28 protein-coding genes, 1 rRNA gene and 1 pseudogene are annotated in these 25,303 nt (G+C 53.8%); 17 read left to right on the plus strand and 13 right to left on the minus strand.

What is annotated here, in order from left to right; translation table 11 throughout:
- The first annotated feature begins 5 nt into the window (after window positions 1-5).
- The 3 genes from rrf to SK54_RS07780 all read left to right on the plus strand — a co-directional run bounded on the left by rrf (window position 6) and on the right by SK54_RS07780 (window position 2,161).
- Window positions 6-121 (plus strand): 5S ribosomal RNA (gene rrf / locus SK54_RS07770).
- 128 nt (window positions 122-249) lie between these two features.
- Window positions 250-702, plus strand: coding sequence for a DUF4385 domain-containing protein (locus tag SK54_RS07775; protein ID WP_017692863.1), 453 nt, complete (start codon window positions 250-252; stop codon window positions 700-702).
- A 151-nt stretch (window positions 703-853) separates the two neighbouring features.
- On the plus strand, window positions 854-2,161 hold the full coding sequence (locus SK54_RS07780) for an MFS family transporter (protein WP_017383558.1): 1,308 nt from the start codon (window positions 854-856) through the stop codon (window positions 2,159-2,161).
- Here the strand turns inward: SK54_RS07780 and SK54_RS07785 are convergent.
- From SK54_RS07785 to trxC, 5 genes are all read right to left on the minus strand, one after another.
- The gene (locus tag SK54_RS07785) at window positions 2,158-2,481 is read right to left on the minus strand and encodes a YfiM family lipoprotein (RefSeq protein WP_003860739.1); all 324 of its coding nucleotides are present in this window, start codon (window positions 2,479-2,481) and stop codon (window positions 2,158-2,160) included. The two genes, SK54_RS07780 and SK54_RS07785, sit on opposite strands and share 4 nt — an antisense overlap.
- A gap of 45 nt (window positions 2,482-2,526) precedes the next feature.
- On the minus strand, window positions 2,527-3,882 hold the full coding sequence (gene pssA / locus SK54_RS07790) for a CDP-diacylglycerol--serine O-phosphatidyltransferase (protein ID WP_026094276.1): 1,356 nt from the start codon (window positions 3,880-3,882) through the stop codon (window positions 2,527-2,529).
- Window positions 3,883-3,991: 109 nt separating this feature from the next.
- Entirely contained in the window at window positions 3,992-6,655 is a 2,664-nt protein-coding gene (gene pat, locus SK54_RS07795) for a bifunctional acetate--CoA ligase family protein/GNAT family N-acetyltransferase (RefSeq protein WP_048247002.1), read from the minus strand.
- A 35-nt stretch (window positions 6,656-6,690) separates the two neighbouring features.
- Window positions 6,691-7,389, minus strand: coding sequence for a tRNA-uridine aminocarboxypropyltransferase (gene tapT, locus SK54_RS07800; protein WP_017692866.1), 699 nt, complete (start codon window positions 7,387-7,389; stop codon window positions 6,691-6,693).
- 70 nt (window positions 7,390-7,459) lie between these two features.
- On the minus strand, window positions 7,460-7,879 hold the full coding sequence (gene trxC / locus SK54_RS07805; RefSeq protein ID WP_003860733.1) for a thioredoxin TrxC: 420 nt from the start codon (window positions 7,877-7,879) through the stop codon (window positions 7,460-7,462).
- Window positions 7,880-8,083: 204 nt separating this feature from the next.
- On the opposite strand from trxC, the gene SK54_RS07810 reads away from it, so the two are divergent.
- A complete protein-coding gene (locus SK54_RS07810; protein WP_017383555.1) occupies window positions 8,084-9,169 on the plus strand; it encodes a tRNA/rRNA methyltransferase in 1,086 nt (361 codons plus the stop codon).
- Window positions 9,170-9,208: 39 nt separating this feature from the next.
- Here SK54_RS07810 and ung read toward each other — a convergent pair whose 3' ends face one another.
- Window positions 9,209-9,898: a uracil-DNA glycosylase gene (ung, locus tag SK54_RS07815; protein ID WP_003860729.1), complete on the minus strand. Its 690-nt coding sequence runs from the start codon at window positions 9,896-9,898 to the stop codon at window positions 9,209-9,211.
- A 315-nt stretch (window positions 9,899-10,213) separates the two neighbouring features.
- On the opposite strand from ung, the gene grcA reads away from it, so the two are divergent.
- Window positions 10,214-10,597, plus strand: coding sequence for an autonomous glycyl radical cofactor GrcA (gene grcA / locus SK54_RS07820; protein WP_003860727.1), 384 nt, complete (start codon window positions 10,214-10,216; stop codon window positions 10,595-10,597).
- A 52-nt stretch (window positions 10,598-10,649) separates the two neighbouring features.
- On the opposite strand, the gene srmB is transcribed toward grcA, so the two are convergent.
- Window positions 10,650-11,978: an ATP-dependent RNA helicase SrmB gene (gene srmB, locus SK54_RS07825; RefSeq protein WP_017383554.1), complete on the minus strand. Its 1,329-nt coding sequence runs from the start codon at window positions 11,976-11,978 to the stop codon at window positions 10,650-10,652.
- A 132-nt stretch (window positions 11,979-12,110) separates the two neighbouring features.
- On the opposite strand from srmB, the gene SK54_RS07830 reads away from it, so the two are divergent.
- On the plus strand, window positions 12,111-12,848 hold the full coding sequence (locus SK54_RS07830; RefSeq protein ID WP_015572137.1) for a tRNA(1)(Val) (adenine(37)-N(6))-methyltransferase TrmN: 738 nt from the start codon (window positions 12,111-12,113) through the stop codon (window positions 12,846-12,848).
- Here SK54_RS07830 and nadB read toward each other — a convergent pair.
- A complete protein-coding gene (gene nadB, locus SK54_RS07835) occupies window positions 12,833-14,452 on the minus strand; it encodes an L-aspartate oxidase (RefSeq protein ID WP_017692868.1) in 1,620 nt (539 codons plus the stop codon). The two genes, SK54_RS07830 and nadB, sit on opposite strands and share 16 nt — an antisense overlap.
- Before the next feature lie 425 nt (window positions 14,453-14,877).
- On the opposite strand from nadB, the gene rpoE reads away from it, so the two are divergent.
- The 5 genes from rpoE (at window position 14,878) to SK54_RS07860 (ending at window position 19,222) form a co-directional block, all read left to right on the plus strand.
- Entirely contained in the window at window positions 14,878-15,453 is a 576-nt protein-coding gene (gene rpoE / locus SK54_RS07840) for an RNA polymerase sigma factor RpoE (RefSeq protein WP_006176728.1), read from the plus strand.
- 31 nt (window positions 15,454-15,484) lie between these two features.
- Complete coding sequence (rseA, locus tag SK54_RS07845; protein ID WP_015572138.1) at window positions 15,485-16,135, plus strand: anti-sigma-E factor RseA; 651 nt, start codon at window positions 15,485-15,487, stop codon at window positions 16,133-16,135.
- On the plus strand, window positions 16,135-17,088 hold the full coding sequence (gene rseB / locus SK54_RS07850; protein WP_023304255.1) for a sigma-E factor regulatory protein RseB: 954 nt from the start codon (window positions 16,135-16,137) through the stop codon (window positions 17,086-17,088). The genes rseA and rseB overlap by 1 nt, the downstream gene beginning before the upstream one ends.
- Complete coding sequence (rseC, locus tag SK54_RS07855) at window positions 17,085-17,561, plus strand: SoxR-reducing system protein RseC (RefSeq protein WP_006811609.1); 477 nt, start codon at window positions 17,085-17,087, stop codon at window positions 17,559-17,561. Before rseB ends, rseC begins: the two co-directional genes overlap by 4 nt.
- A 431-nt stretch (window positions 17,562-17,992) precedes the next feature.
- On the plus strand, window positions 17,993-19,222 hold the full coding sequence (locus SK54_RS07860) for a tyrosine-type recombinase/integrase (RefSeq protein WP_006811608.1): 1,230 nt from the start codon (window positions 17,993-17,995) through the stop codon (window positions 19,220-19,222).
- On the opposite strand, the gene xis is transcribed toward SK54_RS07860, so the two are convergent.
- From xis to SK54_RS07880, 5 genes and pseudogenes are all read right to left on the minus strand, one after another.
- Window positions 19,200-19,484 carry an excisionase Xis gene (gene xis / locus SK54_RS21845; RefSeq protein ID WP_022651668.1) on the minus strand — a complete coding sequence of 95 codons (285 nt, stop codon included), beginning with the start codon at window positions 19,482-19,484 and terminating at the stop codon, window positions 19,200-19,202. The two genes, SK54_RS07860 and xis, sit on opposite strands and share 23 nt — an antisense overlap.
- 46 nt (window positions 19,485-19,530) lie before the next feature.
- On the minus strand, window positions 19,531-19,773 hold the full coding sequence (locus SK54_RS07865; RefSeq protein ID WP_017692869.1) for a DUF4060 family protein: 243 nt from the start codon (window positions 19,771-19,773) through the stop codon (window positions 19,531-19,533).
- Window positions 19,760-20,371, minus strand: a complete 612-nt coding sequence (locus SK54_RS07870) for an ASCH domain-containing protein (protein ID WP_032635810.1) — start codon at window positions 20,369-20,371, stop codon at window positions 19,760-19,762. The genes SK54_RS07865 and SK54_RS07870 overlap by 14 nt, the downstream gene beginning before the upstream one ends.
- A gap of 34 nt (window positions 20,372-20,405) precedes the next feature.
- A complete protein-coding gene (locus tag SK54_RS07875) occupies window positions 20,406-21,491 on the minus strand; it encodes a RecT family recombinase (protein WP_022651666.1) in 1,086 nt (361 codons plus the stop codon).
- 9 nt (window positions 21,492-21,500) lie between these two features.
- Window positions 21,501-22,553 (minus strand): annotated as a pseudogene (locus SK54_RS07880) (PD-(D/E)XK nuclease-like domain-containing protein); the annotation flags it as partial.
- 253 nt (window positions 22,554-22,806) lie between these two features.
- On the opposite strand from SK54_RS07880, the gene SK54_RS07885 reads away from it, so the two are divergent.
- From SK54_RS07885 to SK54_RS07910, 6 genes are read left to right on the plus strand one after another with little or no spacing between them, the layout of a single operon-like run.
- Window positions 22,807-23,406 carry a DUF1367 family protein gene (locus SK54_RS07885; RefSeq protein ID WP_045911876.1) on the plus strand — a complete coding sequence of 200 codons (600 nt, stop codon included), beginning with the start codon at window positions 22,807-22,809 and terminating at the stop codon, window positions 23,404-23,406.
- Window positions 23,407-23,411: 5 nt separating this feature from the next.
- Entirely contained in the window at window positions 23,412-23,612 is a 201-nt protein-coding gene (locus tag SK54_RS07890; protein WP_045911882.1) for a hypothetical protein, read from the plus strand.
- A gap of 2 nt (window positions 23,613-23,614) precedes the next feature.
- Window positions 23,615-23,896 (plus strand): hypothetical protein, encoded by a 282-nt coding sequence (locus SK54_RS07895; protein WP_017692886.1) that lies wholly within the window; start codon window positions 23,615-23,617, stop codon window positions 23,894-23,896.
- Window positions 23,893-24,249 carry a RusA family crossover junction endodeoxyribonuclease gene (locus SK54_RS07900; RefSeq protein ID WP_045343112.1) on the plus strand — a complete coding sequence of 119 codons (357 nt, stop codon included), beginning with the start codon at window positions 23,893-23,895 and terminating at the stop codon, window positions 24,247-24,249. Before SK54_RS07895 ends, SK54_RS07900 begins: the two co-directional genes overlap by 4 nt.
- Complete coding sequence (locus SK54_RS22480) at window positions 24,246-24,383, plus strand: YlcG family protein (protein WP_017692888.1); 138 nt, start codon at window positions 24,246-24,248, stop codon at window positions 24,381-24,383. The genes SK54_RS07900 and SK54_RS22480 overlap by 4 nt, the downstream gene beginning before the upstream one ends.
- Entirely contained in the window at window positions 24,380-25,192 is an 813-nt protein-coding gene (locus tag SK54_RS07910) for an antitermination protein (RefSeq protein WP_048247006.1), read from the plus strand. The genes SK54_RS22480 and SK54_RS07910 overlap by 4 nt, the downstream gene beginning before the upstream one ends.
- The last annotated feature ends 111 nt before the right edge of the window (window positions 25,193-25,303 follow it).

Below are 25,303 nucleotides of genomic sequence, written 5' to 3' on the forward strand. Positions count from 1 at the left end.
ATTTGCCTGGCGGCTTTAGCGCGGTGGTCCCACCTGACCCCATGCCGAACTCAGAAGTGAAACGCCGTAGCGCCGATGGTAGTGTGGGGTCTCCCCATGTGAGAGTAGGGAACTGCCAGGCATCAATTAAGAAGAACCCCGTACCGTAAGGTGCGGGGTTTTTTGCTTTGTACGTGGAAAACATGCCGGATGGTGGCTTCCCCTTATCCGGCCTACAATTGTTAAAACAATTTTAACAATGGTGCCGCTTTGACTCGTCCCTTTGATTATCAACAAGATTTTGCCAATATTAATTTTCGCGAACATCCCGAACGGTATCAGGTTGGCCGGGGTGAGCAGGGCGTATTGATGGTCGAGCCTTATAAAAGCGAAATCCTGCCGCACTGGCGTTATAAAAATGCTGAAGTCGCAGCGCGTTCGGCAGAAGAGATCTACGCCCTCTTTGAAGAGTACCGCAGGAATAACGATTTTGTAGGTATGGATATGGCGCGTAAATTCATTCAGATGGGATACACCCGTGCCCGACGATACGCCAATCATAAAGGCGGAAAAAAGTATGATGAGAATCGCCAGGTCAAACCCCTCGATCACGATCCAGTAAAAGCAGAAGCCGCTGCGGTGTTCAAAACGTGGTGGGATAAAATTCGTGCTGATGAAGATTATTTGCAGCGAAAAAAGGCTCACCAGCAAGCGTGGGGATAATTACTACGTCCGCTAATAATTCGATACCTGATCGAGTTCACAAAATCCAATGAAACATATTGGAAACATTTTATTTACCTAACGATTCGTTTTAAATCCGGTTTTACTGTTTGTGGGCAATGGCCCGCAATGTGAGACAGGGGATTTTAAAATGACAGAAACCGTAGCCAGTGCAGATACGGATAACACAAGTTTAGCAGGCAAGGATACTCGCCGTCGGGTTTGGGCAATCGTTGGAGCTTCATCGGGGAACCTTGTAGAGTGGTTTGATTTTTACGTCTATTCATTTTGTTCACTCTACTTTGCACATATCTTCTTCCCGTCAGGGAACACCACAACGCAGCTTCTGCAAACCGCAGGCGTTTTTGCCGCCGGGTTCCTGATGCGTCCCATTGGCGGATGGCTGTTCGGCAGGATCGCGGACAGGAAAGGGCGCAAGACATCCATGCTCATCTCCGTGTGCATGATGTGCGTCGGCTCGCTGGTGATTGCCTGCCTTCCCGGATATGACACTATCGGAACATGGGCACCGGCGTTGTTGCTGCTGGCACGCCTGTTCCAGGGGCTGTCAGTGGGTGGCGAATATGGCACCAGCGCGACATACATGAGCGAAGTAGCTGTTGAAGGGCGCAAAGGTTTCTATGCATCATTCCAGTATGTAACCCTCATTGGCGGTCAGCTGCTGGCGTTACTGGTTGTGGTGATCCTTCAACAAATCCTTAGCGATGAAGATTTACGCGCCTGGGGCTGGCGCATCCCGTTTGCCCTGGGGGCTGCCCTGGCGGTTGTGGCGCTGTGGTTACGCCGTCAGCTTGATGAAACCTCCCAGCAGGAGGTCAGGGCGCTGAAAGAAGCCGGTTCGATGAAAGGGCTGTGGCGAAACCGCAAAGCGTTTTTGATGGTATTAGGCTTTACCGCCGCAGGCTCGCTAAGCTTCTATACCTTCACCACCTATATGCAAAAATATCTGGTCAACACCACGGGCATGCATGCTAACGTTGCGAGTGTCGTCATGACGGTGGCGTTACTGGTCTTTATGCTCATCCAGCCGATTGTTGGCGCGCTGTCGGACAAAATAGGTCGCCGCACCTCCATGCTGATCTTTGGTGGCATGCTCACCCTGGGGACTGTTCCGCTTTTGACGGCGCTACAGCATACAACCTCTCCGTATGCCGCTTTCGCTTTGATTATGGTGGCACTTATTATTATTAGTTTTTACACGGCAATCAGTGGCATTTTGAAAGCAGAAATGTTTCCCGCACAGGTGAGGGCGCTGGGCGTAGGCCTCTCTTATGCGGTCGCTAACGCCCTGTTCGGCGGTTCGGCAGAGTATGTCGCGCTATCCCTTAAGTCATGGGGCAGTGAATCGACCTTTTTCTGGTATGTCACCATCATGGGGGCGCTGGCGTTTATTGTCTCCCTGATGCTGCATCGTAAAGGAAAAGGGATCCGCCTTTAATAATGCGCCATCTGCCAGACGGCGTAGCCGGTTGTTGCCCCGGCTACGTCCCAGGCAAAATCTTTCCAGCTCCAGCCGCTTCCCGAGGGGCGGCTATCCCAAAGTTCTTTTGATGCCCCCAGGCTGATGGAGAACATCAGCCCCATTGTGGCACTTCGATCCCGGCTATAACCCTGGTGCAGCGCATATTCATTACCCGCAGCGGACAACATTGCAGACGCCAGAAAGTGTTGAGCTTTATCCTGACCCGACCAGTTATCATTAGCCATATGGCTGCAACCGGTCAGGAAAAGAGGGATTATCAGGAAAGGCGTACGCATTAACAGACTCCATAAAAAAGCCCCGTCGATGACAGGGCTCGTGTATTACAGAATGCGGCTGATGAGGCGGTCGATACGGATCCGACGTAGACGGCGAATCAGCTTGCGAACTTTCACCGGATAATCAGCGATGCTTTGCAGATCGCGATAATGACGAACCACTGTAGTATGCGTGCGTATAAGCTCCAGCTCACGATCGCGTTTCGCGGCTAACGCATGCTGAGGATCGTGAATAAGGATGGCGTTTTCCAGATCCAGACGCCAGGCGCGTGGGTTGAGATTATTACCGGTCAGCAGCATCCACTCATCATCCACCCACATTCCTTTGAGGTGATAGCTGTTGTCTTCATCTTTCCAGAGACGCACAACCAGCTGGTCCGTGTTCACATAGTACTGTAAACGGCTCAGGAAGCGGCGCAGGTTAATCTCATAGAGATAAGGCAGTGCGCCGATGATCTTGAAAGGTTGATCTTCCGGAATGAAAAAGTCATTTGCCGTTTTATCCCCGACAATAATTTCCACCTTTTTACCATCACGCAGCAGCTGAATGATATTACGCACCAGAACGGCGGGAAGGTTGAAGTACGGGGTGCAGATGGTGAGCTTATGCTCCGCGCACGGCATCAAATGGAAGATGGTCTTGTTCAGCAGGCTGGATTTTCCCAGGCCTACCAGAGGCGTAACGGACAGTTCTTCATTACTGGCATCCCCCTGAAAACGATAAACCGCATCGCGCAGTTCCTGGCGGAAGGAGCGAACGTCGTTTTTGATTTCCGGGCTTTTTGGACGATGAGGATCGTCAAGACGGTGCACACCCCGGCCATGAACCAGGTTTTTATCAACCCAGTTGAACATGATGTCGGCCATCTGCGGATTGCGGATCAGATGGTAGCGATCGTAACGGTATTTATCGAGCTGATGGAGATACACATCATTCAGGCTGGCACCGCTATAAAGGACGCTGTCATCAATGATAAATCCTTTAAAATGAAGAACGCCAAGCGCTTCACGGGTATTCACCGGTACGCCATACACCGGGATATCAATACCCGGATTTTCCTGGGCCGTGCGGCAATACCAGTCAGCATTGGTATTCGAGGCAGCCGCACCAATACGGCCGCGCTGAGCGCGGTGCCAGTCAACCAGCACGCGAACATCCAGTTCCGGACGCTGACGTTTCGCTTCATAGAGCGCGTTCAGGATCGCACGCCCACCTTCATCTTGTTCAAGATAGAGCGCCACAATACAAATACGTCGCGTAGCGCTGGCAATCTTTTCAAGAAGCGTCTCCCGGAAATGAGCGGGAGCATAAAAGAACTCTACATCATCAACTGACTGAGAAATCTTCGGTAGTTGAGCAAGGTGTTGTTGATGTTTATTACGCTTAAATTTTGACAACATCACAGTGCGTTTCTTCTCTGTTCATTGAAGGGTTGTCTGTACCAGGCAAACAACATAAGCGGACAATGATACCCCAGTGCCGCGAAAAGTGGGTAACATTTCCAGCAGCTTACTCTTGTTTATCCGTCGAAATCAGGCTGAGGGACAGAGAGACAATGCCTTCATCCAGCTGGATATCAACGTCAAAACCGAGCTTCCGCGCCAGGGTCACCATACCCCGATTGTTTGGCATAGTAATGCCATTCAGGCGTGACAATCCGTGATCGCGCGTATAACCAATGAGTTTTTCGAGCAGCCGTCTGCCCAACCCCAAACCCTTAAGATCGGAACGCACCAGTACGGCAAACTCCGCATCCACATTATCCGGGTCGGAAATGGCACGCGTCACGCCGAGGATCTCCTCTCCCGCTCCGGAACGGCGGACCGCCACAATCGCCATTTCTCGATCGTAGTCGATCTGGGTCATATTGGCTAAATCGTCGTGGGTAAATTCATTGATTTCGCTGAAATAGCGATAGTACAAATCTTCCTTCGTCACCTGCGAGATGAACGCCCGCAGCAGCGGCTCGTCTTCCGGCAGGATAGGGCGAAACAGCGCCCGTTCCCCATTTTTCATCTCCACCCACTCTTCCAGATGAAGAGGATAAGGACGAATGGCGAGACGGCTTTCCCGATCACCGATAAAGGGCGCAATATCCAGCGTCACGTCCAGCGCGGTAAATTCATTTCCGGAGGCAAGAAGGGGGTGGATATCCAGGCGCCGGATCTCCGCACAGTCAACAATGAGGTTGGAGACCTTCACCAGAAACTGGCTTAACCCGGCGATATCAAGCGGCCGCAGAGCGCTTCTCCCGCGGATTTTTTTGCTTTTGATGGCCTGAATAATCAAATAACGCGCCAGGTTCATGTTTAGAGGAGGAAGCGCGACAACCGCCTGTTCTTCTGGCCGCCACTCAACGCCGCCTTCACCCAGCATAATGAGCGGACCAAAAACCGGATCGTGTTCGACAACCACGCGTAGCTCCTGCGCACCTGCACGGTTGGCCATGCTCTGCACCAGCAGGCCGTGGATCCGGGCCTGTGGCCACGTCATTTTTACGCGATCGATAATGGCATCCGCGGCCTGTTGTACTTCTGTCGCGGTGCGCAGATACAGCATGACGCCCTGCACATCCGATTTGTGTGGAATATCGGGAGAGCGCAGCTTCAGCGCGACCGGATAACCAATCTGCTCAGCGATATGTACCGCCTCAGCGCTGTCGCCGGCAATCCAGGTGGGCAGGGTTTGCATCCCATAGCTGCCAAGAATGGGTTGCACCTCATGTGTATCAAGAGAAGTGGCGCCCTCTTCGATGGCCTGCTGCAAAAGCCTGTGCACATCCACTGAATTTGCGGTGAGATTGCCCGGCAGGGCAGGCGTTTCACGCAGCTGCTTCTGGTTGCGGCGGTATTCAACCATATGCATAAACGCGGTAATGGTGCCCTCCGGGGTACGGTAGGTTGGCAACCCGGCTTCACTAAACAGACGCCGTGCCTCCTGGGAGGAGAACTCGCCGCACCAGTTGGTCAGCAGGGTAACGTATTTGCCGCGGGGATGGTTTCGGACTGCCTCAATCAGCGCTCGCGCACTTTCGCTGCCTGGCGCAACCGCGCTGGGCGAATGGATAATCATCAGCGCATCAAAGTCCTGGCTATCGAGCAAAATCGTGATCGCCTTAATGTAACGATCGCTGCTGGCATCATCGCGCAAATCGAGGGGATTATCGGGAACAACGCTTCCCGGTAACGCGTCCCGCAGGCGCTGGAGCGTCTCTTCACCCAGCGTAGCCAGCTTGCCGTTGCGTAGCCAGAGTTCGTCCAGCGCCAGGGCGGCGGGAGCGGCACCGTTGCTGACAATCATCAGTTTTTCACCGCGCAGGGGGCGCATGTGGCTTAACGTTTCGACGGCGGAAAAAAGCTCGTGCGTATCCTGTACCCGCAGTAAACCAGCGCGCTGGATCGCTGCATCCCATGCGGGATCCATCCCGGAACGGGAATGTAGCAGGCGCTGAGCCGCGGGGCTGCGCCCACTTTTGATGACCAGTATCGGTTTATTTCGCGATGCGCTACGCGACGCCGACACAAAACGACGGGCGTCACTCAGGTGTTCAAGATAGAGCAGGATAGCGCTGGTTTTGCTGTCACGCGCCAGGAAATCCAGCAGCTCATCGACGTCAATGTCCAGGCTGTCACCCAAAGCGATGAAATAGGAAAATCCCATCTCACGCTGCTGCGCCCAGTCGAGGATGGTATTGGATACCGCAGCCGACTGCGAAATAAAGGCCAGTTTGCCTTTACGGATCGGAACCGGGGAAAAACTGGCATTTAGCCCTTGCCAGGGCGCAAGCAGGCCGAGGCTGTTTGGACCAAGAATGCGCATCTGGTAGCGGCTGGCGCAGGCCAGCAGTTCGGGCTGCTGTTCAGGAGGCGAGGAAAGAATAATGCAGGTTTTACAGCCTTTCTGACCGAGCGACTCAAGCAGTTCGAGGTTTCGTTTCGCATGCGTACAGAGCACGGCGAGGTCGGGAACGAAAGGCAGGCTCTGCACATCCGGCCACGCCAGCACCCCCTGTACCGCCTTATAAGCGGGCGTAACGGGCATGACCGGGCCGTTAAACCCGCCAGCCAGCAGGTTACGCATCATCAGATACCCTGCGCGGTCCGGTTTCATCGAGGCGCCAATAACAGCAATGGATTTCGGACGGAGTAGCGCTTCTAACCCTCTCTGGCTCATGCAGGCCTCCTGTGAATGCAAGCGACCTGATGATTTTAAACGCTTTCTGCCTCAGTTGCTGTGACGCTACCCTTATGAACGGTTTTTCCCGCAAGATAACGTTCGCGGAAGCAGGAGAAGTGGGAGCCCAGCGCGCCGGCCGCCTGGGTATCGCCCGCCAGATCCAGTAGCGCAATAGCGACTTCAGCGGTGCAATATTGACCGTCGGCATGCGCTTCACGTAAGCGATAGGCCGAGACGCGCGACAGATCGACGGAAATCACCGGCAGCGCATCAAGATAAGGGCTTTTGCGAAACATCTTTCTCGCTTCGGTCCAGGTGCCGTCGAGCATAATAAACAGCGGCGGCTTACCAGATGGTGGCGCCGTAAGCACCTGACGTTGTTCGCCTGCATATGATGCCGGGAAAACGACCATAGGCTGATAGTCCGGGCTTGCCACCAGGTCGAGCAGAGCCTTAGGTGGCTCAGTGCGCGACCACTGAAACGCTGCGGTGTTAGGCAGAATATCGGCGATCAAACGCCCCGTGTTGCTGGGCTTCATCGGTTCGGTATCGAACATGACCAGACAAAAGCGGCTTTTCGCCTCGCTCGGTACAAGCGTTTCGCACAGACACACTTTCAGCGGTAAAAGGCAGCGCTGGCAGCGGCGAATACGATTGCCTCGGGCCAGAAAAGGGCGGGTGGCGCGCGCAAGGCGCTCGGCGCGTAATTGGAGTACAGCGTTATCAGTCATGGGCGAAAAGGCAGGAAAAACCCCATTTTCGCAGAGGAGAGAACGGGGCACAAGATATGCCCCGCGAATGTTACAGGGATTCGTTTAACCAGCTGTCGAAAGGCGCTTTCGGTACTGCGCCATTGAGCATGTCGATCACTTCACCATTTTTGAAAATCATAATGGTTGGAATGCTGCGAATGCGAAAACGGGCGCTGAGTTCACGTTCCGCTTCGGTATTCACTTTGACAAAACGCATTTTCCCGCTGCGCTCTTCAGCCACGTCTTCGAAGATGGGCGCAAAGTTACGGCAGGGGCCGCACCACGGCGCCCAGAAATCGACCACAACAGGCAGATCGTCCTTGAGGAGTTTGTCCAGCGTAGCACCCGTCGCGTTAATGACATCGCCATCAAATAATTCGTGGCCACAACGCCCGCATTTCGCACCGTCATCCATCCGATCGTCCGGAATGCGGTTTAAAGCCTGACAGTTGGCACATACGGTATTCATAACTAACCTCTGATAGAGCCGTGGAACAACGGCAGAACGCCGATAATGTTTCTGATATGTTACATATTATCAGTGAGCTTGTATGAAACGACAATGCGTTTTATTCAATGGGAACAATAGTCACAGGCTTTTGTACGAAATTATGGCTATGAGCTTGCACATCGGGTAATCTGCGCGCTTCGCGCAGCGCTGGTGGAGAAAAGCATGAACGACGAAATGAAAAACAAAAGCGGCAAGGTCAAAGTGATGTATGTCCGCAGTGATGATGACTCTGATAAACGCACCCAAAATCCGCGTACCGGAAAAGGTGGCGGGCGTCCGGCGTCTTCTCGTGCAGACGGTGGCCGTCGCCCCGCCCGCGATGACAGAAATAACCGCGGCGATGACCGCAAACGTGATGACCGTAAGCGTGACGATCGCAAACGCGATGATGTTGTCCGTGACGGTGGATCGCCATGGCGTACCGTTTCTCGCGCGCCCGGTGAAGAGGCGACCGAAAAAGCCGATCACGGCGGTATCAGCGGAAAAAGCTTTATCGATCCGGAAGTGTTGCGTCGTCAGCGTGCGGAAGAGACCCGTGTCTACGGTGAGAACGCCTGTCAGGCCCTGTTCCAGAGCCGCCCGGAGTGTATCGTTCGTGCATGGTTTATTCAGAGCGTGACCCCGCGCTTCAAAGAAGCGCTGCGCTGGATGGCGGCGAACCGCAAAGCCTACCACGTGGTTGACGATGCCGAGCTGACAAAAGCGTCCGGTACAGAACACCACGGCGGCGTCTGCTTCCTGATCAAAAAACGTAACGGCACTACCGTGCAGCAGTGGGTTAGCCAGGCGGATGCCGATGACTGCGTGCTGGCGCTGGAAGATGTGGGTAACCCGCATAACCTGGGCGCTATGATGCGTAGCTGCGCGCACTTTGGCGTGAAAGGCGTTCTGTTGCAGGATGCCGCGCTGCTGGAATCCGGTGCGGCGATTCGTACCGCGGAAGGCGGTGCAGAGCACGTTCAGCCGATCACCGGCGACAGCGTGCTGGAAGCCCTGGAGCAATTCCGTAAAGCGGGCTACACCATTGTCACCACCTCAAGCCGTGCCGCTACGCCGCTGTTTAAAGCGACGCTGCCGCGCAAAATGGTGCTGGTGTTAGGTCAGGAGCGTGATGGTCTGTCTGATGCGGCACTCTCCAGCGCTGACCTGAGCGTCTCTATCGACGGCACTGGCAACGTTGAAAGCCTGAACGTATCCGTTGCGACCGGCGTGCTGCTGGCGGAATGGTGGCGTCAGAACAAGGCATAAGCCTTTTATGTGCCGGGCCTGACCCGGCACATTCAAACCCTACTCGCTCTCTGCCGGTAACACAGGCATCCAGTCAATCGGCTTTTCGCCGCGCTTTTCCAGCCACTCATTCGTCAGAACAAAATGATTACTGCCAAAGAAACCGCGATGCGCAGACAGCGGCGACGGGTGCGGTGCCTTCAGCACGTGATGACGCTGACGATCGATAATCGCCCCTTTCTTTTGTGCGTGCGATCCCCAGAGTAAAAACACGACGCCTTCACGATGCTCATTGATCAGGCTGATAACCTTATCGGTAAAGGTTTCCCATCCCAGACTGGCGTGGGAGTGTGCCTGACCCGCCCGGACGGTTAATACGGTATTCAGCAACAGCACGCCCTGGCGCGCCCAGCTTTCCAGATAACCGTGATTAGGGCGGGTAAAACCCGGAATCGTTCCTTCCAGCTCTTTATACATATTCAGCAGAGAAGGGGGGATGGCTACGCCCGGACGCACGGAAAATGCCAGTCCGTGAGCCTGCCCGGGGCCGTGGTATGGATCCTGCCCCAGGATAACCACCTTTACATCGCTCAGTTCGGTGTAGCGGAAGGCGTTAAACACATCTTTCTGCGGCGGATAAATTGTCTGGCCGGCCTGCCGTTCAGCCGCAACGGTACTGAGGGTGTTAATAAAATAGGGCTGCTGCTTCTCTTCTGCCAGCACGTCATGCCAGGTTAAAGGTGTTGTCATCTCGCTCTCCTGCGAATCTCATTCTGTGTCTAGCTTACCTGTTAAACCCCAATGAGCAAAATTACCCGCGGAAAACCAGGCTAAGTGACTCAATTTATGTTGAAAACCAGGCAGGATAAGTCGAATTGGTAAACCTTTAAAATTGATCTAAAACAAAAAATACAGACCACACTCTTTGTGTGGTTGGTGGTTTTGTTGATTTTAATCAATAAATCACCCGGGTCTGAATGTTATATATACACACAACAAACAATGGTTTTACCAATTGGCCGCAAAAGGCCAGCATCAGTTAATGTAGCCTAAGGGAGGCAACACATGATTACAGGTATCCAGATTACTAAAGCTGCAAATGACGATCTGCTGAACTCTTTCTGGCTGCTGGACAGCGAGAAAAACGAAGCGCGCTGTGTAGTAGCGAAAGCAGGTTTTGCGGAAGACGAAATCGTTCCGGTGAGCAAACTGGGCGAAATTGAATACCGTGAAATTCCAATGCAAGTGCAACCAGAAGTACGCGTGGAAGGCGGTCAGCACCTGAACGTTAACGTCCTGCGTCGCGAAACGCTGATGGATGCCGTTGAGCACCCGGAAAAATACCCGCAGCTGACCATCCGTGTGTCTGGCTATGCGGTGCGTTTCAACTCTCTGACCCCGGAACAGCAGCGCGACGTTATCGCGCGTACCTTTACTGAAAGCCTGTAAAGTTCAGCTTCGGGGGTGGAATAAAAAAGCCGGGAATGTCCCGGCTTTTTTTTTACTCTTCAGTTTTTGTCTCTGGCGCAGCAGAACTTGGCTTACGGCGCTTACCAATATTTTTGGTATCGCGGTGGCGCTGTTTAACGCGCGGCTTCTCTTTTTCTTTCTCTTTTCTCTCAGCACGTTTCGCGAGCGCTTTCTTGGACGGTTTACCCGTCATTTTTTCACTCGGCGCACGTGTGGTCGGACGAAGCCCGTCAATCACGCGAGCTTTCAGCGGCTCCTCAACGTAGCGGCCAATTTTCTGTAGCAGCAAATGGTCGTGCGCTTCTACCAGAGAGATAGCAATACCTTTGCGGCCCGCACGGCCGGTACGACCAATACGGTGCAGGTAAGTATCACCGCTGCGCGGCATATCAAAGTTGATTACGTGGCTCACGTCCGGGATGTCGATCCCACGCGCGGCAACATCGGTGGCAACCAGCACATTCACGCGGCCATCGGTCAGGCGCTTAATCCCTTCGGTTCGCTTAACCTGCGCCATTTCACCTTCGAGATAGCAGTTGTTAATGCCGGCGTTGCGCAGCATTTCTGCCAGCTCATGCACGCGCTCACGTTTGCGTACGAAGACGATGGTACGGGTTGCCTCTTCCTGCTTCAGCAGGTGTTTCAACAACTCAACCTTATGCTCAAGGTTATCTGCGCGGTAGTACCACTGGTGGATCTTCTTACGCTCACGGGTCGATGGCGTAGCGGACACTTCCACCGGATCTTCCAGCAGACGTTCGGCGAAATCTTTAATGGCATCCCCTTCAAGGGTTGCCGAGAACAGCATTGTCTGATTACGCCAGCGCGTTTCACCCGCGATGTGTTCGATATCCTGGGCAAAGCCCATGTCCAGCATGCGGTCAGCTTCATCGAGAATCAGCGTTTCCACCGCGCGGCAGTCGAAGTTCTCTTCTTTTATGTATTGCAGCAGACGGCCCGTCGTCGCGACAACGATATCCTGGTTTTCGCTGAACACTTCGGCGTGGTTCATATACGCTACGCCGCCGGTGATGGTCGCGATATCCAGATGGGTGTTCGCCGCCAGCTCACGCGCGTGTTCGGCAACCTGCATCGCCAGTTCACGGGTCGGGGTCAGGATCAAAATGCGCGGCGGGCCTGATTTTTTACGCGGAAAGTCGAGCAAATGCTGCAACACAGGCAGCAAGTAGGCTGCTGTCTTCCCCGTGCCGGTTGGCGCAGAACCGAGCACATCGCGGCCCTCAAGCGCAGGCGGAATGGCCGCGGCCTGAATGGCGGTCGGGCGTGTAAAGCCTTTGCTCTCAAGGGCATTGAGCAGGCTTTCATCGAGTTCAAGTTCGGAAAAAGTCGTTACAGTCATGTTCTACCTCTGTGTGGGGCGCTGATTATAGACGTTACGGCTGTAATCTTCATCTGTTTGTATGGATATCGCTTTTCGACCACTTCGCTTTCCCCTATGCTACTCCAGTTTCACTCAGAAGGTTGCCCTGACATGTCTCAACTCAAAGCGCAGTTGCGCCGCGATGGTTTTACGTTTAAACAGTTTTTTGTGGCGCACGATCGTTGTGCGATGAAAGTCGGCACAGACGGTATTTTACTGGGTGCATGGGCGCCTGTCGCAGGTGTAAAACGCATTCTGGATATTGGTACGGGCAGCGGACTTCAGGCGCTGATGCTCGCGCAGCGAACGGAAGAACACGTCACGATCGACGCCGTTGAGCTTGATCCTCAGGCGGCTCGGCAGGCAAGTGAAAACGCTGCCGACTCTCCGTGGGCAGATCGCATCAGGGTAGAATGCGCCGATGTCCTGACCTGGGCGTCGGAGCAAACCGCGCGTTACGATTTGATTGTCAGTAATCCGCCGTATTTCACGCCAGGCGTGGAATGTGGAACGCCAGAACGCGAGCAGGCACGTTACACCGGCTCGCTCGATCACAAGGCGCTACTGACCAGTGCGGCGGAGCTCATCTCGGAAGAGGGATTTTTCTGCGTGGTCTTGCCTGAAAGCACGGGTAATACCTTCATTGAGATCGCACGGGGGATCGGCTGGAATCTGCGTCTTCGTACCGATATTTCGGATACGGAAGGACGCTTACCGCACCGCGTGTTGCTGGCGCTCTCGCCGAAAGAGGGGGAATGCTTTATCGACAGGATGGTCATTCGTGGGCCAGACCAGCGTTATTCCGAAGATTACACTGCACTGACCCAGGCCTTTTATCTGTTTATGTGAACCTGCGGCGTCAACACCGACGGGCCGGACATTTCAAGCGGTTCGGGATAGTCCAGCGTATAATGCAGGCCACGGCTCTCTTTGCGCATCATCGCACAGCGCACAATCAGCTCGGCAACCTGCACAAGGTTGCGCAGCTCCAGCAGATTATTAGAAACGCGGAAGTTGGCGTAATATTCATCAATTTCCTGCTGCAACATCATGATGCGGCGTAACGCGCGTTCCAGACGCTTCGTTGTGCGTACAATCCCGACATAATCCCACATGAAAAGCCGCAGCTCGTGCCAGTTATGCTGGATAACCACCAGTTCGTCCGGGTTTTCTACCCGACTTTCATCCCATGCCGGCAAGTGTGTTGTCGGACGTGCATAGGGCATGCGTTTGGTAATATCTTCCGCAGCCGACCACCCATACACCAGACACTCCAGCAGCGAGTTTGAGGCCATGCGATTCGCACCATGCAGGCCGGTGTAGCTGACCTCGCCGATCGCATACAAACCATCCACGTCGGTACGACCATGATCGTCAACCATCACCCCGCCACAGGTATAGTGTGCGGCAGGTACAATCGGCACCGGATCGCGGGTTAAATCAATACCCAGACTCAGCAGCTTTTCATAAATCATCGGGAAGTGCTGGCGAATAAAGTCTTCCGGTTTATGGCTAATGTCCAGATACATACAGTCGACGCCAAGCCGCTTCATCTCGTGGTCAATGGCGCGGGCCACGATATCCCGCGGGGCAAGTTCACCTCGGGGGTCGAAGTCCGGCATAAACCGGGAACCGTCCGGACGCTTCAGATACGCGCCTTCGCCGCGCAACGCTTCAGTTAACAGGAAGTTACGTGCCTGCGGGTGGAACAGGGCGGTAGGATGGAATTGATTAAACTCCATATTCGCCACGCGGCAGCCTGCGCGCCAGGCCATGGCGATACCGTCTCCGGAGGCGATATCCGGGTTAGTCGTGTACTGGTAAACCTTGGAGGCGCCGCCAGTCGCCAGCACAACGGCTTTTGCCTGGCAGGTTTCCACCTTCTCTTTATTCCGATTCCACACCCATGCGCCGACAACACGGCGCGTGCCGGGCAGGCCAATCTTATCGGAAATAATCAGGTCGACGGCGTTGCTGCGCTCCAGCACCCGAATATTAGGATGGCTGAGGGCTTTGCTGACCAGCGTGGTTTCAACCGCTTTTCCGGTTGCATCAGCAGCGTGCAGAATACGGCGGTGGCTGTGCCCGCCTTCACGGGTCAGGTGATAGCTCTCTTCACCATTAGGCTGAACATGCGTATCAAACAGCACGCCCTGATCGATAAGCCATTGCACGCAGTGGCGGGCATTGCTGGCGACAAACTCTGCCGCATGCTCATCCACGATCCCGGCGCCGGCAATCAGGGTGTCTTCTACGTGCGAGGCTATACTATCCGTTTCATCAAACACGGCGGCAATACCGCCTTGTGCATAGAAGGTGGAACCTTCGCTCATCGGCCCTTTACTCAGCACGATTACGTTCTGATGTTCCGCCAGGCGCAGTGCGAGGGATAGGCCGGCAGCACCGCTGCCGATGATCAGTACATCACAATGAAGTTCAGGCGTCGTGTTCATGATGTTTGTTTAATTTACTAAACATGGTGTGGGGAGAATAGCATTGTGATGCGAGATATCGCACGTTTTTTTTGTTGTGTGTTGCAATGACTAAACGGAAGGCCAGAAGTTAAATCTGCGCTAAATGGCCGGAAATATTTTGCGAAGCAGATCGTTAGCTTCAGATTTTGTGGTGAAATAAAGCCTGTGTTGCGTTACTCTTCTGACGATAAAGTTGATGATTCTTGTCAGAAAGCGGGTGCGTATCGTGAACAGACTTATAATGAGAGAAAATGAACGGTCTGCGGCGCGATGAACAAAAACAAAGGCGTTACGGAACTTATTGAAGAACAGACACTCTAATTCGGTGCTTGCTCAAAGTGCAATGTTGTTAGAGTGGCGTTTCGATAACGCGTGGAATTTGGTTTGGGGAGACATTACCTCGGATGAGCGAGCAGTTAACGGACCAGGTCCTGGTTGAACGGGTCCAGAAGGGAGATCAGAAAGCTTTTAACCTACTGGTGGTGCGCTACCAGCATAAGGTAGCGAGTCTGGTTTCCCGCTATGTACCGTCAGGCGATGTTCCTGATGTGGTGCAAGAGTCTTTTATTAAGGCCTATCGCGCGCTGGATTCATTCCGGGGGGATAGTGCTTTTTATACCTGGCTGTATCGTATTGCAGTCAATACGGCTAAGAATTATTTGGTTGCTCAGGGCCGTCGTCCGCCTTCTAGTGACGTTGACGCTATCGACGCAGAAAACTTCGAAAGTGGTGGCGCGCTGAAAGAAATTTCGAACCCTGAGAACTTAATGTTGTCAGAAGAACTGAGACAAATCGTTTTTCGCACGATCGAGTCGCTCCCGGAAGATTTACGCATGGCAATTACGTTACGGGAGCTGGATGGCCTAAGCTATGAAGAGATAGCCGCCATCATGGATTGTCCGGTCGGCACGGTTCGTTCACGAATTTTCCGTGCGCGAGAAGCCATTGATAATAAAGTTCAACCGCTTATCAGGCGTTGACGATAGCGGGATACTGGAAAAGGTATTAGGCATGCAGAAAGAAAAACTTTCCGCTTTAATGGATGGTGAAACGCTGGATAATGAGCTGCTCGATGAGTTGTCTCATTCTCCCGAAATGCAACAGACCTGGGAGAGCTATCATCTTATCCGCGACTCTCTGCGCGGTGATACCAGCGAGGTTCTCCATTTCGATATCTCAGCACGCGTTATGGCGGCCATTGAGAACGAACCTGTTCATCAGACCACGCCGCTGATTCCTGAAGCGCAGCCTGCACCTCACCAATGGCAGAAAATGCCGTTCTGGCACAAGGTGCGTCCATGGGCCAGCCAGCTCACCCAAATGGGGGTCGCTGCGTGCGTATCGCTTGCAGTTATCGTTGGGGTCCAGCACTATAATACTCAGTCTGAAGCCAATCAGCAGCCTGAAGCGCCAGTGTTCAATACGCTGCCGATGATGGGTAAAGCCAGCCCGGTTAGCCTGGGCGTACCGGCAGATGCCTCCGCAAGCGGCGGACAACAACAGCAGGTACAGGAGCAGCGCCGTCGCATTAATGCGATGTTGCAGGATTACGAGTTGCAGCGCCGTCTGCACTCCGAGCAGCTTCAGTTTGAGCAGGCCCAAACCCAGCAGGCTGCTGTGCAGGTGCCAGGAAACCAAACTTTAGGAACGCAATCGCAGTAATGAAGCAACTTTGGTTCGCCATGTCTTTGATGGCGGGTAGCCTGTTCTTCTCTGCTAACGCCTCGGCTGATGTTTCATCCGGGGCGTTGTTGCAGCAAATGAATCTGGCCAGCCAGTCACTCAATTACGAGTTGGCATTTATCAGCATCAATAAGCAGGGTGTCGAATCGTTACGCTATCGCCACGCCCGCCTTGATAACCAGCCGCTCGCCCAGCTTTTACAGATGGATGGCCCGCGTCGGGAAGTGGTCCAGCGTGGGAACGAAATCAGCTATTTCGAGCCTGGCCTTGAGCCGTTTACGCTCAATGGTGACTACATCGTTGACTCCCTGCCGTCGCTCATTTACACCGATTTTAAACGTCTCGCCCCCTACTATGATTTTATCTCGGTGGGGCGAACGCGTATTGCCGACAGGCTGTGCGAAGTGATCCGCGTTGTTGCGCGGGATGGGACACGTTACAGCTATATCGTCTGGATTGACGCAGAGACGAAGCTGCCGATGCGCGTTGATCTGCTCGATCGCGACGGTGAGACGCTGGAGCAGTTCCGCGTGATCTCCTTCGATGTGAACAGTCAGGTTGGCAACAGCATGCAGAATCTGGCCAAAGCCAGCCTGCCGCCTTTGCTTTCCGTGCCTGCCGGCGATTCTGTCTATTTTAACTGGGTACCATCCTGGATCCCGCAAGGGTTCAGCGAAGTTTCCAGCAGCCGTCGCCAGCTCCCAACCATCGAAACACCAGTTGAGTCGCGACTCTATTCCGATGGGCTGTTTAGCTTCTCGGTGAATATCAATCGCGCTACGGCGAACAGTTCCGAACAGATGCTCCGTACCGGTCGCCGGACGGTCAGCACGACGGTGCGCGATAATGCGGAAATTACCATTGTCGGTGAATTACCGCCGCCAACGGCAAAACGTATTTCAGACAGCATTAAATTCAGGGCTGCGCAATGATTAAAGAGTGGGCCACGGTCGTATCCTGGCAGGATGGCGTAGCGCTTGTCAGCTGTGACGTTAAAGCATCATGCAGCAGCTGCGCTTCGCGAGCCGGTTGCGGCAGCCGCGTGTTGAATAAGCTGGGGCCGCAAACGTCGCACACTATTGCTGTGCCGAGCGATCAGCCGCTGGTGGCAGGGCAAAAAGTGGAGCTGGGCATCGCTGAAGGTAGCCTGCTCACTTCCGCCATGCTGGTTTACCTTTCTCCGCTGGCAGGTCTGTTCGTGATGGGCGGGGTTTTCCAGATGCTGTTCGGCACAGATTTGGCCGCCATGTGCGGGGCCGCTTTGGGCGGCGTGGGCGGGTTCTGGCTTGCTAAAGGCGTTTCCCCAAGGCTTGCCGCCCGGGAAGCGTGGCAGCCCGTTATCCTCAGCGTTGCACTGGCACCCGACCAACTTCGTGTTGAGACGCTCTCTTCTGAGGCCCGGTAATCTGCCGGGCTTTATTATTATTTACATCGCAATAAAGAAAACGCCGTCTCTTCGCGCTATACCTGGCTCTAAGTGCATTTCCAGCTGACGAGGATGTAGTGTAGAATGCTGCGTTTTCGCACTGAAAAACGTCAGGCTAAGAACAGCGGCCTCCAGGAATTCGTAAGGCATAATTATTTAACTATATGAAGAACATACGTAACTTTTCGATCATTGCTCACATCGATAATTGATACCCCGCCAGCCTCCGCAAACCTCCGACAAAAACGCCTCAAGATCCCCATCAAATCAGCCTTTCCAAAAATTATACTGTTTGCATGTACAGTCAACCTACGACATCATAAGTCATGGTTTTTGTGTCCACCAGTGCGTCCATATTCTATGATGGACACATAACCTCCCGTTCTGATGGACACACGCAGGGACAAATCATGGCTATTTCAGATAGTTATCTAAAGTCGTGCCTTGGGCGCGAACGAGACAAAGTTGAAGAAAAGGCAGACCGTGATGGTCTGTGGGTACGCATCTCCAAAAAGGGGGCCGTTACTTTTTTCTACCGATTCCGCTTCCTGGGCAAACAGGACAAGATGACGATCGGCAGCTATCCGGAGTTCGGATTAAAAGCCGCGCGCGATGAAGTCGCAAAGTGGGCAGCTATTCTTGCCCGTGGCGAAAACCCTCGGATCAGGCAAAGCCTCGATAAAGCCAAGATTAACAGCCAGTACACCTTCGAAGAGCTGTTCCGTGAATGGCACTCAATGGTCTGCATTCAGAAAGAATCAGCCGGGCAGGTCCTCCGCTCGTTTGAACTGCACGTTTTCCCCAAGCTCGGGAAATACCCTGCGCATCAGCTCACGCTACACAACTGGCTCACTGTCCTGGACAGATTGGCCCAGGGTTACAGCGAGATCACCCGGCGCGTGATCAGCAACGGCCGACAGTGTTATTCCTGGGCAGTGAAACGGCAACTGCTGGAAGTTAACCCGCTGTCAGAAATGTCTGGGCGTGATTTCGGCATCCAGAAACAAATGGGTGAGCGAACCCTGGACCGTAAAGAACTGGCGATTGTCTGGCGAGCCATTGAGGATTCCCGCCTCATTGAGCGAAACAAGATCCTCTATAAATTGTCTCTGATATGGGCGTGCAGGGTTGGCGAACTCCGGCAGGCTGAAGTCGCACACTTTGATTTTGAAGAAGGGATCTGGACTGTTCCATGGGAAAACCACAAGACAGGGCGGAAGACAAAGAAACCGATAATTCGACCTATCATCCCGGAAATGCTCCCGCTGATAAAACGGGCCATTGAGCTGGCGCCAGGACGCTTTGTTTTTTCAAAATATGAAGACAAGCCGATGAGTGAAGGCTTCCATATGAGCATCAGCAGTAACCTGGTTAAGTTCATGCTCAAGGCCTATAACGAGCAGGTCCCACACTTTACTATTCATGATCTGCGCAGGACTGCGCGAACGAATTTCTCAGAGCTAACCGAGCCGCATATCGCCGAAATAATGCTTGGCCACAAACTGCCTGGTGTGTGGTCAGTGTACGACAAGCACACCTATGTTGAGGAAATGAGAGTGGCATATGGTAAGTGGTGGGCCCGACTTATGAGCATCGTCGAGCCCGACATTCTGGAGTTCACGCCGCGTCAGGTCGGGTGAGACGGCCTTTATCATCACGGGTTAGGTTCAGGTGAGACATCGGCTTACGGGTTGATCGTGACATCTCTTTAATCTGCCAGGCGGTGACTTTGGTTCTGAGCCATTTATTGGGTCCACCCATGTAAGCGCAATCTGGCTCAGGGAAAGGGTTCTCGTTTGGGGCTCTTTTCCTGTAGCGTTCGAGCGTACGTGAGGAAATACACAGCTGCCCGCAGATGTCTTTAGTGCTCATCAGCTCAAATTTATTCGTTGCTTTGCTCATCTTCGTTCTCCAAGGGCCCCAACCGGGGCCGTTTGATAATTCTTTATCAGGACGCCTGGCCGGGAAGGGCACGCAAGCGGCGCATGCCTGTCATTGCCGTGGCCACATAGCTCGCCTTGCGGTTCACCACCTCCACCCAGACCTTCACGCCTTCAACCTTCACCGTATACGTCTCTTTCATCTTGCTGCGCCCATAGTCGCCGTATCTTTGCTGGTGGGCTGCCAGCGCGATGTCGCATGCCTGACGCGCTAACGGGGATTGCTGGTTACCTCGGTTAATCAGTCGCATGGCCATCTCCTTCGATACGCTTAAACTTGATCACATAGACCCATGGGTTAGCGCGCCAGCTGTCAGAACCGTAGATAGACCGCCATAACGCTGCGTAAGCCTCTTTAACGTCACGTGCCGAGGAGCCAGAAATTCCCTCCGAACGTGCGTCTTCCTCACTGATATCGTTCAGCTGCTCGACCCGTACATCGGTGATCTCCAGCAGAATACGGCTGGCCCAGCGCGGCATGTGGATGCTGGGTGTCCAGCGGACATCCTCTGCCGGCGGCACGTTCTCGTAATGAGTTGGAACATGCGCAGGGTAATTCGCGCGATAAAGTTTCAGATCCGGCGCGCTTGCTCCAGCCTCTGCCCACGTCTCCCGCACCCAGATGCGATCACCGACGACACCGAACGGGCAATGGATTGCGATATCTTCAATTTTCGGCAACAACAGTCCGTTAAGAGGCCTGCTTAACCACATACCGGATAAACTTCCGCTTAATGTTCCCTCTGGCTGCGGCTTGATGATCCGCCGCGTCTGCGTCTTCCGTCCATCGAGGATCGCCCGCACCATCTCACCGTTAAAAATCATTCCGCGTTCGATAATTTTCGTCATATCGTTACCGGGAGGGCGAACCCTCCCGCCTCCCTTAGGCCACATATTCCGGTTTCATATCATCGAGGGTGATGCGGTACTTATCGTGCAATTCATCACCCAAGTGCCGTTTAGCCGCCAAGAGCATCTTTTCAACTTCCTCGAAGCGTTCTCCCGCACCTTCCACTCCCGGTTTTGGAAGTGCTTTGATAGCTGTATCAACTTTGTTTTTCGCATTCACAAAGTGGTACCGGCGCGTAGCTTTGTTTTTCAGTTCGGTGTGCAATGCTGCACCCAGTACGGATTTAGAAGCATTGATGTCGTTTCCGACGGTAGTGGCATCGTCCAGAGTTTCAGCAGAATCAATCCGTTTACGGTATTCATCAGCCAAAGTGTCGATATTTACTGAGGACTGCTGCGCGTTCTGTGTGGTAGATAAGTTGTCATCAGTAATTTCAGTCAAACTTATGTGCTGCACAGGGGCAGGGTTTACCTCCCGTTCTTCACGCCGATCATCCAGCTCGTCCGGGGTATAAACGCCCAGAATCACATCCGGGCAGAACAGGCGGGCCCAGCGCTTCACTGCGAGATATGCAAGCTGCTGGCGCGGGTCGTCAGCCCAGAGCGTTGAGTTACGGGTGCGAGCCTGAGCCAGCAGTAAATCGAGTTCTCTCGGCTGATCTTCACCCTTCAGGGTTGCGCGGATAATAATGCCGATCCCGGCTTCGTCAGCCAGGGTCCAGCCAGGGACCCGGTACTCGCCTTTTTCGCCTTTACGAATATGGAATTTTCCAACAACTTTTTCCCATGGCCCGTACCACTCATATTCAAAGCGGCTGGCAAGCACGCCGCTACGCGAAATGACGGCATTGACCAACTGCGCTTCGTACCCGAGCACACCATTAATCAGGTGCGTCTTCTGTGCTACAGCAAAGGGATTCATCTGCCATTGTGCTGCCTGCATCGCTACGGCCATGCAATCGGCCTGATTGCCCTGAAGATGCTTAGGAACTGTCGCGGTGCCCTGAGCCATAATCTGCGCAAAAGTGCTGATGGCGTTAAGGTATTGGGAATCGAACAGTGCCACGTTGGAATTAATAACGGTGTTCTGATCAGCAACGGTAACGTTGGTATTTTGCATATATCCCCCTTATGCCTGAGTACGCAGCGCTTCGAGGCGGCGCAGGTCGAAGTCGTTCAGTTCGTCGGTGTAGTCGGCAGTGATTGGTGCTGGCCATTCACCTGTGTCGAATCCGGTTGCGATAGCGCGCATCGCTTTGCGGTACTCGAGCATGCCCAGCTCCAGCAGTTCAGCGGATGCCTCGATGATGGCGATCCAGTGGTAGTTCTCGTCTTTGTTGACGAAAATCCAGAAGAACTGGTCCAGCGCCGCGGTTTCGCAGTACATGGCTGCGCTCAGGTGATAGTCGCGGTCAATGATTTCCCGGTGCAGTCTGGCGCGCAGGCTTTCCTGCTTTACGTTCCACATGCTGATAGTTTTCAGGTCTGCGCCGATACGCACACCGTCCAGGTCGATCTCGAGGTCCGGGCGCACACGAACTTCCAGGCCCGTCTCCTCGTCAAAGCCGAAGTAACTCACCTCGACGGCACGGCTCGGGTGGGTCAGCAGCATGCTGGCGGTCGGGTGAGCCAGAAGCGCTTTTTGAATATTCAGTGCGGTGCCCAGCTGCTGGCGGGTAACCAGCACTTTCCCCTCCGGGTTATCGCGCCAGGCATCCAGCAGCTCGTCGGCAAACACGGCATCTGGTTTGACTGTCTTCACGGCCTGAATCAGATCGGCCTTAGTGCCAGATACTTTCAGCGGCTGTGGCTTCTGCGCTTCCTGCGCCACCATGTCAGGGTTGATGATCGCTAACTGCTCGAGCAGCGCGTCACGGCTGCCGCTAGTTTTAACCGGCGTCGGCAGGGTGGCGTTGTACTCTTTGATGCAGGCTTTCATTGCCGTTGCCGTCTGCTTCTGGTCTGCATCGATACGCTGGAAGTTAGCTGGCAGCGTCATATAGTTCTGCGCTGTTTCTTCCAGGCTAGCGCCCAGCGGCACCTGAGCGGGCAGCGTGGCGTTATGCTCTTCAAGAAATCTTTTGATATCGTCTGCGCTCAGCAGTACAGGCAGGCCGTTGTTGTACTCATCGATAAAGGTGCGCAGTGTCGCCGTGGTGGTGAATGCGCCTTCTGGGATAACCGATGGGAAAGGAAGGGAGTTGCTGTCCTTCAAGTTGGTGGCGGAAGAGCGCTATATAATTTCCACCAAAGATAGCTGCATAACTCACAGAAAACTAAGTAGGGATGATCGTTACTGGTCCAAAGAAACCATTATGGAAGTTGTAAGGGAAATGGCTTCTAAAAATTGACTTGTCACTACGTACGCAATCATAATTCTTGAGCTGGCCTGAACAACCAGCAACCTGACCGCGATGCGCCACGGAGTGAACACCATGGCGCAGTTACAACTCATTAAGCAGTCCTCAGGGATCCTGATCCCGGCTACGCCGGAGACCAGCGATTTGCTGCAATCAAAAATCAAGCTCGGCGCCGTGCTGGTGGCCGACTTCAAACAGGTACGCAATCCTGCCTTTCATCGCCGCTTCTTCGCTCTGCTGAATCTGGGCTTCGAATACTGGGAGCCTACCGGCGGCGCAATCTCCTCCAACGAGCGCAAGCTGGTTACCGGCTACGCTAAATTCCTGGCTACCTATGGCGGAAACGAAGGCGCACTGCTCGATGCCGCTGAGCACTATCTTGAGCAGGTTGCGAGCCGCCGCGTAACAAACGGGATCAGCCTCTGTAAATCCTTCGATGCATACCGCGCCTGGGTGACTATTCAGGCCGGGCATTACGACGCTATCAAACTTCCGGATGGCACACTTCAGAAGCACCCACGCAGTATTTCATTCGCCAACATGGACGAAATTGAGTTCCAGCAGCTGTACAAGGCCGCGCTTGATGTCCTCTGGCGCTGGATATTATCCAAAGCATTCAGGGACCAGCGCGAGGCGGAGAATGCCGCTGCGCAACTCATGAGCTTCGCGGGGTGACGGGTATGAAGAAGACCTGGTTCCATCATACCGATTGCACAACCCAGCAGGCCGAAGAACTCATGGCGGAATACCAACGCCGCGGCGTGAAGGTAGAGCGCAACCTGAACTCAGATTATCTCACCTGGACCGTCAGCGCCCGGCTGCCTGAAGGCAGTAAACCACCGCGTATAAATCGCCGGTGGCAAAACCGGATATGGGGGTGAGCATGGCTATTTATCGCAGCAAAAAATGGCTCGCCGCCGTCGGGCAGATCGAGCGTTGTGTTCTTTGTGGAGCATGGGGGACGCAGGTGGCACACCGAAACGAAGGGAAAGGCATGGGATTAAAAACCGATGACTGTGCGACAGCTGCGCTCTGCGTTTGCTGTCATGACAGCATTGATAACGGGAATAAGCTGAACCGGGACGAGCGTCGGCAACTTATGGACCGCGCGATTGTTCTGACAGTGATTGAAGTTGCCCGCCGCGGGCTGGTGGTGCCCGCATGAAAATTTACGAAATTACGCCGATTGGCAAACCCCGAATGACTCAGCGCGACCGATGGCATAAACGGCCAGCAACAGCAGTGTACTGGGCGTACAAAGAACAGGTCCGGTTGCTGGGCATCCACCTGCCAGAGTCCGGATATCACGTCACGTTCGTTATCCCCATGCCAAAGAGCTGGAGTAGGACAAAGCGGGCGCAATATGTCGGCCGTCCTCATCAACAAAAGCCTGACAAAGACAATCTGGAAAAAGCTCTGCTGGATGCAGTGTTTGACGAAGATAGCCATGTCTGGGACGGACGGGTTACCAAAATCTGGGGAGAAACCGGGCAAATCATCATCGAGGAGGCCAGATGAAGCCAGAAACGCTTGAAATACTCCGCGCGCGCTGGCAGCGCCTTCGGATTTACCGCTACCGGGGATCGGTGCTGGTGGATTACCGCATCTTCCGTAATTACATCAGAATTGAATCAAAGCAGAGGGGCACATGAAACTGGAAGCAGCACTTAAACATTTTAGTCCTCAGGGAATGCATATCAGCGAAGATGTAAAGGGAACCTCTCCGGATCGTCTCACCGGCACTGATGTTATGGCGGCCATTGGCACCACCAGCAGCCGTGCGCGCTTCGGCCTGGCTGCTTTCTTCGGCAAAGCCGGCATTAGCAAAACAGATGAACAACTCGCAGTTCAGGCGCTGGCGCAGTTTGCCATTAAAAACGCCCCTAAAAATGTCCGCAAAGCCGCTGGCGATAAGCTCGGAGCCTGCATGTTGACGCTGGCGCAGTTTGCTTTCGTGGAGTATTCCTGTTCGGCGGCTACCAGCGTGATGTGTCACAGCTGTTGTGGTACCGGCCGGACCACTAAAGAGCAGGTCACCCGCAAGGTTTCGTACCCTTGGGGTAAAGCGCCATACTGGGCCAGCCGCTCCCGTGCCGTTCGTCCGTCTGACTGGGAGCTGTGGACAGAGGTAACAGAGGTTGTACCGGCGGTCTGTGATGTTTGCGAAGGCAAGGGAACGATAAGCGCCCGTTGTCGTTGCGGCGGCATAGGTGAAGTGGTGGACCGTAAAGCAACGAAGGAACGTGGCGTACCAGTTTTCAAAACGTGTGAACGTTGCTCTGGTATTGGCTTCTCTGCTATCTCCTCGGCGACGGTATATCGCGTCATTCTGAAGCGACTCCCTGACCTTCATCAGTCATCATGGTCGCGTAACTGGAAACCACTCTTTGAAATGCTTGTGGACACGCTGCGCAAGTGGGAATGTCAAGCGGCTGTCGAATTCGAGAAGGCAACAACTTAATAATATGATCGAAGCAAATGACGACGCATTTTTGCATGTTAGGGTTGACTTTGCATAAAAATGTCCTGTATGATTTCCACAGTTGATTATTGCGACCAAATGAAATTAAAC

The organism is Enterobacter sp. MGH120 (genome assembly GCF_001037725.1).
In the GTDB taxonomy this organism is placed as follows: Bacteria; Pseudomonadota; Gammaproteobacteria; order Enterobacterales; family Enterobacteriaceae; genus Enterobacter; species Enterobacter hormaechei_C.